Here is a 12563-nt window from a genome sequence, read left to right on the forward strand (position 1 = left end):
TGTGATCCCGCGCGCCTCATGGCGCTGCGTCGCCGGTGAACGGCTGACGATCAGTATAGCCGCATCCGCGCAAGGTCTCCTCGCCCAAAGCGATAGTAGCCACATAGGGAAACACCCGGTCGCTCATCCCGTCGCTGCAATCGCCGGGGGTGAGGGTAATGGTAACGTCCGCCTCGCCCATCGAACCGGAAAAGCCCAGCCCGTTATTGCCCGCAAACCGGGTGACGTCGAATTCCACACCATCGGGCTGATCGGGATTGGAGTAACTGGCTTTCCCGTCCGCAATCCTGATGCCCCAGAATGGCTCGGTGCCGAGCAGATTGATCACCTCGTCGGCTGCGATCTTGTCGAATGTCTGCCCTTGCGGATCAATGCCATCGCCAGAGGGAGCGCAAGCAGCAAGAGAGAGCGCGGCCAGAAACGCAGAGCCACGCGAAAGGAAGCGAACGGATAATTGCATCATGGCCAGACTCCTTTGTCGGGGAAGCATAACCTCCACAGGCCCCATAGCAAAGGGCGGGCGCCGCTATCGCGACGCCCGCCCCTGCAATTTCCATCCGGAAGGACGTGATTACATCGGCATCAGGACGGTGTCGATCACGTGGACCAGACCGTTCGAGGCTGCAACATCGGTCGAGGTGACCTTGGCGGTGTTACCGGCTGCATCGGTCAGCACCACGCCGCCGTCAACCACGGTGGCGGTCAGTTCGGCGCCGTTCACGGTCGTGATCGTGTGTCCGGCATCGCCAGCTGCGGCGATCGCGGAGGTCAGGGCTGCGGCATCAACCGAACCTTCGACCACGTGATAGGTCAGGATCGACTTCAGTGTTTCCTTGTCTTCGGTGGTCAGCTTTTCCACGGTGCCATCGGGCAGCTTGCCGAAGGCATCATTGGTGGGCGCGAACACGGTGAAGGGGCCGGCGCCCGACAGGGTCTCGCCCAGTTCAGCCGCGGTCACGGCAGTCACCAGCGTCGAAAAGATTTCGTTGCCCTGCGCGACTTCCACAATGGTGCCGGCCGGTGCCATGTCTTCCGCCATGGCGGTGGTGTCAGCAGTGGTGTCTTCTGCGGGGGTTTCGGCAGCGCAGGCAACCAGCGAAAGCGCGGCAACCGATGCGAGCGTGATGTGAACGATCTTCATGGGGGTAGTTCCTTGATAGTGCCCGAAGGCTGGAGGGGGTGCCCCTGCTGCGAGATGCATCGGGACAATGCAGGTTAATCACCCAAGCGGTGACGCCTTGTAGTGATACGAAGCATCGAGGCCGCTGGATGTTCCGGCCAATCAGCATCTTGGACGCAGTTCATCCGGAACCATGCCCGTGTCGTCGGGTTCAGCAAGCCATGGACACCTACCCCACCCGCGCCGCCGCGCTCAGCCGCCTCTCCGCCTTCCTGCCCGCCGCTGGACGCCGCTATGCCGAGACCCGCAACCATGATGATGGCCCCGCAGATGAAGGCCGCGGCAATGTCAGCCAGCTATCGCCATGGCTGCACGCCGGGCTGATCGGAGAGCGTGACGTGCTCGAAGCGGTGCTCTCCCGGCACAGCCAGCGCGACGCGGAAAAGTTCATCGCCGAAGTGTTCTGGCGGATCTATTTCAAAGGCTATCTGGAGCAGCGCCCTGCGATCTGGGACGATTTCCGCACCGGCCGCGATAGCGCACTTGCCGCGCTGGAGCGCAACGCGGGTATCCGCACGGCATACTCCAAGGCGACCGAAGGGCGCACGGGCATCGAAGCCTTCGACATCTGGGTGCGCGAGCTGGTGGAGACCGGGTATCTCCACAATCACGCCCGCATGTGGTTTGCCAGCATCTGGATTTTCACCCTGCGGCTCGACTGGCGGCTGGGCGCGGATTTCTTCCTGCGCCACCTGATGGACGGCGATGCGGCGTCGAACACGCTGTCGTGGCGCTGGGTTGCTGGGCTGCACACCAAGGGCAAGCATTACATGGCACGGGCAGACAATATCGCCCGTTACACCGCAGGCCATCCGCAAGGCCCGCTGGCGGCCGAGGGGTTGGCCGCCGATGCCGATCCGCTGGAAGAACCGCAGGAATACGGGAGACGACAGCTTGATCTGCCCGCTCCGGTAAGCGCTGCCGAACTCGCTCAGCCGTTCGCGTTGCTGCTGCATGACGAGGCTGCGCACCATGCGCCTCTCGCCCTGCCCGCCGCGCCTGCGCTGGTGATCGGCGCCGCCCGCCCTGAAGCGCGCACCCCCGGCGAAACGGGCCTGCTCGCCCGCGAATTTGCCCAAGGTGCGGTGGCTGGCGGAATGGCCGAGGCGGCGGCGCAGTTCGGGTGCCCGGCGGCGGAATGGGACGCGGGCAAGCCGCTGGCCCCGCTGCTTGCGGCTGCCGGGGTGGAACGGATTGCGCTCCCCTATCTGCCCGCAGGATGGACCCGCGATGCCTTGTGGCCAGACCTTGCCCCACTTGTGGCAGCAGGTCGCGTGGTCACTTTGCTGGGCGATCTCGATCGCACCACCTGGCCCCATGCCAAAGCCGGGTTCTTCGGCGTTTCCAAGGTGATCGAAGGGATTTTGCGCGAATGCGGGATCGGAACCGCAGGCTGAATTGCGCTCGCTGGTTTCAATCCGTTTTTAACCAAGTTGCGCCAAAGCTGCGAGGTCTTGCCAATTCAGGGGCCGCCGCGCCATGCTCTATCCCAACCGCCTGCAAGCCGCGCTGCTGTTTGACCGGCCGATAACCGATCTCGAAGACATCATGCGCGATTTCACCCGCATCGAGGGGATGAAATCAGGCGCGACCTTCAACATCGCCGAAGCCAACCCCGGACGCTTCTATCGCCTGTTCAACGGCGCCGAGGAATTGATGCTGACCTTCGAATATCTCGACGGGCCAGCCAAGGCAGAGGCCTTTCGCGGCGCGCTGTCATCACCCTATACCGGGATCGTTACGCCCGATATCCGCGAGCGCCTGACCCGCGCCCAAAGCCACATTCTGCTCGAAGTGTCGCACGGCGTGTTGGGCGGCGTTGATGAAGACCCCAAGATCGCGGCGATGTTCGCGCAGATCGGGCGCCCGCGTGAAGGCGCCTCGCAGGTGCAGTTCGAACGGCGACTTGCCACTCTCGCCCTGATGACCCGCATCGCATCGGAACGTGCAATGCCGCTGGCGGTGCACTGGACCCAATCGGATCAGCTTTTGAAGGGTGATGCCTGCGATGCGCTCGCGGCGATGGCTGCGCCCGGGCCGCTGCACATCCATCCGTTCCTCTACGGCCCTCCCCCCGCGCCGGGCGATGCAGCACTGACAGGCATCCGTACCTTCGGCGCACGGCATTGGCTGGGACGCGAAATCCTGATCAAGCCCAATGTCCTGCCGTGGGCCGCCAATTACGAAACGATCCTCGCATTCCTGCGGGTGGCGACCATGCCCAACGGCTACATCATCCCCGATACCGATACCTTCGGGCCGGAGGATCGCAGCCTGTCTTACCGTGTGCTGCACCATGATGCAGGCGCAGATATCGGCTATTGCGAGCCGGAACCGGCAGACATGCCGATGTACGAACTGGTGCCGCTGAAACACCTCGCCCACGGCTTCGTCGCGCCTGAACATGTGCCCGACGCCAACGCCTTCAACGACCGCGCCTTCCCTGCTGCCATCATGCCTGATGATCAGGACGCGAAGATGGTGCTGGCCAATGAATGGAGCGGAAAGCGCAAGCTGGCCGAGGGGGTTGGCGGGCAATTCGAAGTGCGCGCTGTGGGCGATGCGCCTCCCCCGCAAGCGCCGCCGCCTGCCACGGTAATCGCGCCGACGCCGAGCCTGCCTGGCGCTCCCGGCCTTTCGGGCCGCGGCCTGCGCAGCAGGGTGTTCGGGCGCAAGGGGTTATAATTACCGCCTCGCGCCCGGGTTTCGCCGGATCAGATCTGCTTATCGGGTGAAGGGTCGTGGCGGTGGCGCTCGGCCTTGCCGAACACACGTTCCAGCCGTTCAGCCATGGTGTTTGCCGCGATCCGCGCCGCCGCATCGACATCGGGCGCCTTGCCGGTCACGCCGATCGGACGGCCGCCGCGCGGGCGCGCTTCGATTGTACAGTGCTTGTCATCCGCACCATGCTTGCGACCATTGACGTCCGAAACGTGCACTTCCAGCCTGGTCAGCCGGTCTGCAAAGCGCGCGAGTCGATGGCGCACCTGCGCCTCGATCCGGTCTGCGACTTCAGCCGTGCCCATTACCGAACTATCGGTATTGAACTGGAATTGCATGGTGCTCATGGCGTTCTCTCCTTCGGGGTCAGTATCCTGTTGCCCAAGGAGAATATGGGGAATGCCGCATCCGCTTTCCAGCGTAATCGGCCAGCCTGTTCAGGAATCGAGGCTTTCGGCAGCCCGCTTTTCCGCGCGCACGGCATCGGCCTTCACGCGCTCTTCGGCGGTCTTGCGTGCCTGTTCGGCGAGCCCGCGCCAGGTCTTTTCCGAGCGCAATTCGCGATCGCGCACATTATCGAGCGTTGCCTTGTCGGCCAGCGCCGCTGCTTCGTCGGCGCGTTCGCTGTAGAATTCGTAAGTCTGAGCCATCTGGGGTGTCCTGCCTTGGGAGAGGGAGTGGGCGGGATTCAGCGCCTGCATTCAGACGTTTGGTGCAGGGGCAAGGCACGCAATCGCGCCCTGCCCCCGTACCGGATCAATGCTTAGTCAGCAGCTGCGAGGTTCACAGCGCTTTCCTTGCCATTGCGGCCGCGCTCGAGTTCGAAGCTCAGACGCTGGTCCTTTTCAAGGCTGTGCATGCCGGCGGCCTGCACTGCAGTGATGTGGACGAAGCTGTCCGACGAACCGTCGTCAGGCTGAATGAAGCCGTAGCCCTTGTCGGTGTTGAAGAACTTTACGGTTCCGGTCTTGCTCATGGGGTGTTCCTTTCAAGAACAATCATTTGCCCGCCCACGATGTGCGGGCGAGATAGTGCGTCGTATCGTCCGATGAAAGGAAGTCGTCGTCTGGTTAACGCCGGGGCCTTCGGGCTGAACCCTTGGCAAGCGGCGGAGCGCAAATTTCGAAGTCCGTCGCAAATTTCGACGTCAGCAATGGCTGTGTAGCACGCTTTGCCCCGATCACCTAATCAGCGCCGGTCTGGAGTGGGTCTGGCGCGACCTGAGGCGGGTCTAGTGGGGGTCTAGGAGGGGTCTAAACGGGGCTAAACCGGGTCTGGCGCGGGCTGTTTTGCGATGTTTCACACCTAAACATCTGTTTTTGCCAGACTTCCAATGTTTCACGCGCGAATGGCAAGGCAACCGGTGCAAAGGCCTTGCGCAAACCGCGCCCATTTATGGCGCGGTTTGGCGGGCGTAGGAAAGTGCGATAGGCGTGGCCACTATGCCAGACTCTGTGCCAGATCACATGCCAGACCCCACATCTCCCGTCACCATCCTGATCGATGCCGATGCCTGCCCGGTGAAGGACGAGATCTACCGCGTTGCCGAGCGATACCGCGCCGGAGTGCGCGTGGTCAGCAACGCCCCGTTCCGCATTCCCGATAGTCCGCGGATCAAGCGCGTGGTGGTATCCGACAGCTTCGACGCTGCCGACGATTGGATCGCGGAAAACGCCAATGCGCGGTCCGTGGTGATCACCGCCGACATATTGCTGGCCGACCGCTGCCTGAAAGCGGGCGCGCGGGTGCTGAAACATAATGGCGAGGCATTTACGGCTGCCAGCATCGGCGGAGCCATAGCCACCCGCGCCATCATGGCCGACCTGCGCGCCGGCATGGACGGCGTGGGCGGCGGGCCTGCGCCGTTCAGCAAGGCAGACCGCTCGCGGTTCTTGCAGGCGTTGGATAGGGTGCTGGTGGGGATGGGGTGAGGGGGACGGATCGAATGCCGTCTAAAGCGCCGTTTCCAAGCTATCCATGATGTTCAAATGCTTGAAAAACGCCTCGTTCCGTAGCTTGGCATTCAACAGAACCTGATCATACGGAACAAACTCAAAATACGCATTTAAATCGTCTAGATACCCAAAACGCCCATTCCCATCGGGCGTAGGCTTCCAGATTCCGTGACTTTCAAGCAGTTCGTAGATTTGGGTGCAACTTTCTGCCAATAGATAGCAATGAAATGGCGTCTTATCGCCGATATCACTTATTCTATTACCTTCAAAATCATATGCCTTCTTATTTTGAAGAGTCTTTATATACTTACGGATTTGAATGACTGGGTTGTCTTTTCGGTCACCGGAGTAACTAGTTTTACCAGGCGCCTTAAACTCTATAATAACGACCGGATCCGGCGTCTTGCTGCGCCTGAAAAGCATCGGCCTTTTGATAATAGCTAAATCTGGCTCGCTACGTTCCGAATAGCGACCGATCTCTTGAAGTTCCATACGGCGAACTGTTTCATCTTCATCTACGGCGTCAACGTCTCCCGTATAGGTAGATATCGGACGATCAGACGCAATGAACGAATAATACGCCAGACGATCATCTATGAGCCATAGATTGTGATCGTTGTAATCAATTACATCGCTTGTGACGCCTAGAGGGCAAAAAACTTCATGGACTAGATTCTCGCTTTCGTGTTCTCCTTTCCGTCGATCGAATTGACGCCTCTTCTCAAGCAAGGATATAACCATGCGCCTTTCGACGACATATTGCGCCAAAGCACTTTTTTCAGACTCACCAAGATCGGATGTGATCTTTCGGACGCGCTCTCCAAACTCACCATCCGACATACTCGCAGTATTGGCATCAAGCTTCTCAATTTGCTTCACCAATGCCTTTTGGGCGCGATATCGCTTGACTGCCACCGCCTCAACCAGCTTTTTCTCATCCCAATTCAGGGGCATTGACTGGGCGTAGACCTCGGGATCGCCGATGGCAGAACTATACAGTGGATTTAACTGGAGAACTTTGTCGAGCAGTTGGCGGCTCTTTTTTCTGCGATCCTCCAAATAAATTGAAAGAAAATCCTGAACGTCAACAAGAATCAGCTTATTTAATTCTTCAAAATCGATATCCCCGAAATCAAATCCGGTGCGCTCGTGATTCAAAGCATCGTCAAGCACACTTCCCTCGACGAGTCCCATGTATACCAGCGCCCCTTCCTGATCGTCTTGAATAAATTTCATACCCAAAAATTCAGATAAATTTCGGCTCAAGACTGATCTTTCTGCAGCGCAGTAAACTAGGCTGTTATCCATGGGAGCAATGGACCTTTGCACCAATACATGGCGGACAGTTACGATTCCGCTTTCAAATTCGAAATCTCTTGCCCCTGAGTCCCGAACAATCGAATTAAAAAAGAAATCAGAAAGGTTCTCAAATTTCCCGTGGTCGACTAGATTGAACTTCAGACGTTTAGGCTGGGCAAAAATTGAAATAAAATGCGCGATGATGTCACGCTTGATATCTACTGAGTCGATATAAGCCTTTGCACCAAATTTCTCTTTGAACCCCACCATTTTTATCTTCGTTCCGAGTTCGTCGATACTGCTAGATTCAATATAATTCTGAAATGGGTTGTCGTCCCTAAGCTTAAAATCAAAGCTTCTTTTAAAGCGCTCACCACCCCTCTCGAAAGTTGACGAGACTGTAACGTCATTAAATACTTTGAGCCACGAAAGTCGGCCAATGCCTCGACCATTTAAATGGGCTCTATGTTGCGTATCTAATTCTTGAAATTTATCAAATAATTCGTCGTTCAAGCCCAAGCCGTTATCTTCGATTTCAAACCCAATGACCGGTTCAAATTCAGATTCGCCTGCCTTTGAATGTCCATCTCGGATGACTTTGATATTGATAATACCGTCGTCGGCCCAAGTGTCTGGGAACCTGTCTCGAACAGCGTAAAGTGCGTTGGTCGCCCCCTCAAACACAGGCATAAGGGTGTTCTTTGCGGTGGCCGGAAGGTGAAAATTCCGCACCCTCCCTGAGAAGCTAGATCGCATCTTGGGTGCTGAATTAGTGTCAGACATTGCTCCAGCGACAGTCATTATGCCTCTCTCTCCGTAAGTTAATTGGCCCCACGACCAAATCAAAAGCAGCTGGGTTCGTGCCCGAACTACGTCGCGATCCTTCACGTTCACATAGAACTACCCCTCAATGATGACCATCCCTTGAGAGCCATGCTCTCCCCACCCCCACATTGACACCAACCCCCATCAGGCGCACGCCCGCGGTAGGGCATCTCGCCCCTGATCGGAACATCCTATGGCCAAGGGCCAACAGAAGAAGAGCCGCGAAGCGCGCAAGCCCAAGGCGGACAAGGGGCCGAAGCTCAACGCCAGCCAGCCCAGCACCAAGCCCGGCGGGATCAAGGGGCTGGAGAACATGAAGAACAGCTAGGCAGTAAGTGCGCGAGCCTGTCGGCGGCATAGCCGCCGCAAGGCCGACTGGCCGCCCGCAGCGACGCGACCTTCAGGTCGTGTGAGCGAGGATTTCGCGTCGCGGATGCGATGCGGAACACAAAAACGTCCGCGCTCCCACCCCCAGACCCGATACCCGCCCCGGCGAAAGCCGGGGGCAGGCGGGAGGGGAGAAGTGCCTCAATCGTGTTCGCGGTTGCCTGCGCCCACATACAGCTCGCGTCCGCCTTCGTTGTAGCGGCGGCTCATTTCCTCCATGCCTTTCAGCGCGGCCTGACGGCTGGCCTCGGCGGTGTCGGCGCCCAGCTTTTCCGAGGCGAGGAAGCTTTCGGGGCTGGAGTTCTGCTTGGCGGCAAAGTCCCGCACGTCCTGGCTGATCTGCATCGAGCAGAACTTGGGCCCGCACATCGAGCAGAAGTGGGCAGACTTCGCGCCCTCTGCCGGCAGGGTCTGGTCGTGATATTGCTCGGCCGTTTCGGGGTCCAAGCTGAGGTTGAACTGGTCGCGCCAGCGGAACTCGAACCGCGCCTTGCTCAATGCATTGTCGCGCACCTGTGATGCCGGGTGCCCCTTGGCCAAGTCCGCCGCGTGGGCTGCCAGCTTGTAGGTGATCACGCCGACCTTCACATCGTCCCGGTCAGGCAGGCCCAGATGCTCCTTGGGCGTGACGTAGCAGAGCATCGCGGTGCCATACCAGCCGATCTGCGCCGCGCCGATGCCGCTGGTGATGTGGTCATACCCCGGCGCGATGTCGGTGACGAGCGGGCCCAAGGTGTAGAACGGCGCCTCGCCGCAGACCTGCAGCTGCTTTTCCATATTCTCCTTGATCTTGTGCATGGGCACGTGGCCCGGCCCTTCGATCATAACCTGCACATCCTGAGCCCAGGCGCGGTGGGTGAGTTCGCCCAGCGTGTAGAGTTCGGAGAATTGCGCTTCGTCGTTCGCGTCGGCGATGCTGCCGGGGCGCAGGCCATCGCCGAGGCTGTAGGCGATGTCATAGGCCTTCATGATCTCGGTGATCTCGTCGAAATGTTCGTAGAGGAAGCTTTCCTTGTGGTGGGCGAGGCACCATTTCGCCATGATGCTGCCGCCGCGGCTGACGATCCCGGTGACGCGCTTGGCCGCCATCGGGACATAGGCGAGCCGCACGCCCGCGTGGATGGTGAAGTAATCGACGCCCTGTTCGGCCTGTTCGATCAGCGTATCGCGGAAGATTTCCCACGTCAGCTCCTCGGCCACGCCGCCGACCTTCTCCAGCGCCTGATAGATCGGCACGGTGCCGACGGGGACGGCGGAATTGCGGATGATCCATTCGCGGGTGTCGTGGATGTTGCGTCCGGTGCTGAGGTCCATGATCGTGTCCGCGCCCCAGCGGGTCGCCCACACCATCTTGTCGACTTCGCTCGCCACGTTGGATGCGACGGCGGAATTGCCGATATTGGCGTTGATCTTGACGAGGAAATTACGCCCGATCGCCATCGGTTCGCTTTCGGGGTGGTTGATGTTGTTGGGGATGATCGCGCGGCCGCGCGCGATTTCATCGCGCACGAATTCGGGGGTGATGATGGTCGGGATGGCCGCGCCCCAGCTTTGCCCGTCGCGCACCATGTCGGCAGCGATTTCGCGCCCCAGGTTCTCGCGTTCCGCCACGTATTCCATTTCGGGGGTGATGATGCCTTGGCGGGCATAGTGCATCTGGCTGACGTTTGCGCCAGCCTTGGCTCGCAGGGGCCGCTTCACGGTGTTGGGGAATTGCGGGACACCGCCGGAGCGATCCGGGCCAAGCTGGCCGTTGTCTTCTGGCTTCACCTCGCGCCCGTCGTAAGCCTCGACATCGCTGCGCGCCATGATCCAGTCGCGCCGAAGCTGCGGCAGCCCGGCATTGATGTCGATATGGGCATCGGGGTCGGTATAGGGGCCGGAGGTGTCATAGACGCGCACGCTCGGCTCGCCGCCCTCAAGGTCGATCTCGCGCATGGCGACGCGGATGCCGGAGCCGGTACGCGCGCCGACGTAAATCTTGCGGCTGCCACGGATCGGCCCGGTGGTGACGCCGATTTCGACGGGGGAATTGATGTCGGCCATAGCTGCTCTCTCTCCAACAGGCGGATAGAGCGCGGGCGCATTGGTGCAAACGACCAGCCCACTCCCTCCGCCGATGCTAATCGGTTCAGGTTCGACGGGTCGTGGGGTGCTTACACCCACCTCTCAGCCTCAGCAGGCTCCCCGGGGATGGGTGGAGGATTAGAGAGTTTGGGCGCGGGTGTCGAGCCTCACTCGATCACGCGCCCGCGCACCATCACGAAGTCCACGTCTTCCAGCACGGTCACATCGGTGAGCGGGTTGCCGTCCACCGCGATGATGTCTGCCGAAAAGCCGGGGGCGAGTTTGCCGATCTGGCTTTCCATGCCCAGGACCGTGGCCGCGCCCGTGGTGGCTGAAGCCAGCACTTCGCGGTCGGTCATGCCCTGCTGCTTCATCAGGCCCAGTTCCTCGGCGTTGCGGCCATGCTGGAACACACCGGCATCGGTGCCGAACACCACGGTCACGCCATATTGGCGGGCGCGGGAAACAAGTGTGGCCATCAGCGGCTGCACAGCGCGGATCTTGTTTTCGACCACGGGGGTGTAGATGCCCTTGCCCAGCCCTTCGGATACGCCTTCCAGTGCCATCAGGGTCGGCACCAGCACGGTGCCGTTGGCCTTCATCGCTTTTGCGGCGGCTTCATCAAGATACGTGCCGTGTTCGATCGAATCGATCCCGGCTTCGGCCGCCTGCTGGATGCCGCGTGCGCCGTGGGCGTGGGCCATGACTTTGAGGCCAAGGCTGTGCGCGGTATCGGCAATCGCCTTCATCTCTTCCGGCGTGAAATGCGCTTCAAGCCCGCGGCCCTGCTGCGACAATACGCCGCCGGTCGCGGTGATCTTGATCACGTCGGAGCCATTCTGGCTGGCCAGCCGGACTTTGGAGGCGCATTCCACCGCGCCAGTGCAGGTGAAGCCGCTGTCGAGCAGTTCGTTCACTTCGGGGCGGAAACCGTTCACGTCGGCATGGCCGCCGATGATCGCCAGCGCCGGGCCAGCGGCCACGATTCGCGGCCCCGGGATGACGCCTTCGGCAGTGCCGCGCCGCAGGGCGAAGGCGGTTTCGGTGCCGCTACCGGCTTCACGCACAGTGGTGAAGCCGGCCCGCACGGTGACCAGCGCATTCTTCGCGCCGACGACCACGCCCCATTCGTCAGGCTCGGTCGCTTCCTTCCAGAAATCGCCGCCGGGATCGCCGGTCAGGTGGGTGTGGAGGTCGATCAGGCCGGGCAGCACCGTCTTGGAAGCAAGATCGATCTCGCGGTCGGCGGTAACGGCACCGTGTCCGGGGGTGACGGACACGATCCGCCCGTCGGTAATCAGGATCGTTGCCGGGCCGCTTGCTTCGGCAGCGGCATCGGTGATCACGCTACCGGCACGGATCGCCACGGTTTCGGCGGCGAGCGGGCTTGCGGCGATCATGGCGGTGCCCGCGATCAGGGCCTTGCGAAAATGGTGCATTATGTCTCTTCCCTCGGATCTTGCCTGCGTGTGATGGCGCGCAGGCAGGCCCAAAGCAAGAGCGCGCGAGGCCTTAGAAGGTATAGGCGATCCCTGTGCCAAGGATGAACTGGTTCGCATTCCCCCGCACAGAGGTATAGGGCGTGTCAGCGCCATCCCCCACCAGCCGCGACCAGCCGCCGATTCCGGTCAGGCTCCACCCGCCATTCAGCGGATTGCGATCGAGATCGTAGGCGACCAGTGCGGTCGTGCCGATCCGGTTCAGCCCGCCTTTGGCCCGGAACTGCGGCAGGCCGGTCGCCAGCGCCTGCGCAGGGCTGACAGTGAAGTAGTAATCGGCGAAATTATCGTCGACGAACTCCGCGCTGATCTGTGCCTGCACCACAACCGCCCGGCTGACCGTGGTGCGGTAACCGATCTGCGGTTCGACAATCAGGCCATCATGCGCGCCCAGCACATCCCGGCGCGCCTGCAGCCCGATGGTCAGCTGGTCAAACGGCCGCAGCAGATTGCGAAACCCCACCGAAGCCGCGCCCCCAACCTCCAGCGCGGCATCCAGCTTGCCCGCGCGCGCCACCACCTCATCGCGGATGCGGTTGTTGCGATCATTGCGGAACCGGAATGCCGGGCCGAAACTGATGACGGGCCGTGTGCGCGGGGCGGCGGATGGCGGGCCGGAAAACGGCGGGG

Annotated in this window: 13 protein-coding genes and 1 riboswitch; of the genes, 4 read left to right on the forward strand and 9 right to left on the reverse strand. The window is 60.8% G+C overall.

Going from position 1 to position 12563, the window contains the following annotated elements:
- Positions 1-16: 16 nt before the first annotated feature.
- Complete coding sequence (locus IP79_RS00405) at positions 17-463, reverse strand: COG3650 family protein (RefSeq protein WP_233994032.1); 447 nt, start codon at positions 461-463, stop codon at positions 17-19.
- Between the two features lie 108 nt (positions 464-571).
- Positions 572-1141, reverse strand: a complete 570-nt coding sequence (locus IP79_RS00410) for a fasciclin domain-containing protein (protein WP_054117289.1) — start codon at positions 1139-1141, stop codon at positions 572-574.
- Between the two features lie 200 nt (positions 1142-1341).
- On the opposite strand from IP79_RS00410, the gene IP79_RS00415 reads away from it, so the two are divergent.
- Both IP79_RS00415 and IP79_RS00420 read left to right on the forward strand, forming a co-directional pair.
- Entirely contained in the window at positions 1342-2577 is a 1236-nt protein-coding gene (locus IP79_RS00415) for an FAD-binding domain-containing protein (RefSeq protein ID WP_054117290.1), read from the forward strand.
- 82 nt (positions 2578-2659) lie between these two features.
- Complete coding sequence (locus IP79_RS00420) at positions 2660-3865, forward strand: hypothetical protein (protein ID WP_054117291.1); 1206 nt, start codon at positions 2660-2662, stop codon at positions 3863-3865.
- 29 nt (positions 3866-3894) lie between these two features.
- Here IP79_RS00420 and IP79_RS00425 read toward each other — a convergent pair whose 3' ends face one another.
- The 3 genes from IP79_RS00425 to IP79_RS00435 all read right to left on the reverse strand — a co-directional run bounded on the left by IP79_RS00425 (position 3895) and on the right by IP79_RS00435 (position 4877).
- Complete coding sequence (locus IP79_RS00425) at positions 3895-4248, reverse strand: HPF/RaiA family ribosome-associated protein (protein WP_233994033.1); 354 nt, start codon at positions 4246-4248, stop codon at positions 3895-3897.
- Between the two features lie 90 nt (positions 4249-4338).
- Entirely contained in the window at positions 4339-4551 is a 213-nt protein-coding gene (locus IP79_RS00430) for a hypothetical protein (protein WP_054117292.1), read from the reverse strand.
- A gap of 113 nt (positions 4552-4664) precedes the next feature.
- Entirely contained in the window at positions 4665-4877 is a 213-nt protein-coding gene (locus IP79_RS00435) for a cold-shock protein (RefSeq protein ID WP_054117293.1), read from the reverse strand.
- A gap of 490 nt (positions 4878-5367) precedes the next feature.
- Here IP79_RS00435 and IP79_RS00440 point away from each other — a divergent pair, with 490 nt between their 5' ends.
- Positions 5368-5832, forward strand: coding sequence for a YaiI/YqxD family protein (locus IP79_RS00440; RefSeq protein ID WP_054117294.1), 465 nt, complete (start codon positions 5368-5370; stop codon positions 5830-5832).
- Positions 5833-5853: 21 nt separating this feature from the next.
- Here the strand turns inward: IP79_RS00440 and IP79_RS00445 are convergent, their stop codons facing one another.
- Entirely contained in the window at positions 5854-7845 is a 1992-nt protein-coding gene (locus IP79_RS00445) for a hypothetical protein (RefSeq protein WP_054117295.1), read from the reverse strand.
- Positions 7846-8173: 328 nt separating this feature from the next.
- Here IP79_RS00445 and IP79_RS15845 point away from each other — a divergent pair, with 328 nt between their 5' ends.
- Positions 8174-8308: a hypothetical protein gene (locus IP79_RS15845; RefSeq protein WP_267886197.1), complete on the forward strand. Its 135-nt coding sequence runs from the start codon at positions 8174-8176 to the stop codon at positions 8306-8308.
- A 200-nt stretch (positions 8309-8508) separates the two neighbouring features.
- Here the strand turns inward: IP79_RS15845 and thiC are convergent, their stop codons facing one another.
- From thiC to IP79_RS00460, 3 genes are all read right to left on the reverse strand, one after another.
- Positions 8509-10413 carry a phosphomethylpyrimidine synthase ThiC gene (gene thiC / locus IP79_RS00450; RefSeq protein WP_054117296.1) on the reverse strand — a complete coding sequence of 635 codons (1905 nt, stop codon included), beginning with the start codon at positions 10411-10413 and terminating at the stop codon, positions 8509-8511.
- Positions 10414-10456: 43 nt separating this feature from the next.
- Positions 10457-10567: riboswitch (TPP riboswitch) on the reverse strand.
- 34 nt (positions 10568-10601) lie between these two features.
- Positions 10602-11873, reverse strand: a complete 1272-nt coding sequence (locus IP79_RS00455) for a metal-dependent hydrolase family protein (RefSeq protein WP_054117297.1) — start codon at positions 11871-11873, stop codon at positions 10602-10604.
- Between the two features lie 73 nt (positions 11874-11946).
- The coding region (locus IP79_RS00460) for a MipA/OmpV family protein (protein ID WP_197273696.1) at positions 11947-12563 on the reverse strand (617 nt) is incomplete at its 5' end.

This window comes from Porphyrobacter sp. AAP60, assembly GCF_001296025.1.
Taxonomy (GTDB): Bacteria; Pseudomonadota; Alphaproteobacteria; order Sphingomonadales; family Sphingomonadaceae; genus Erythrobacter.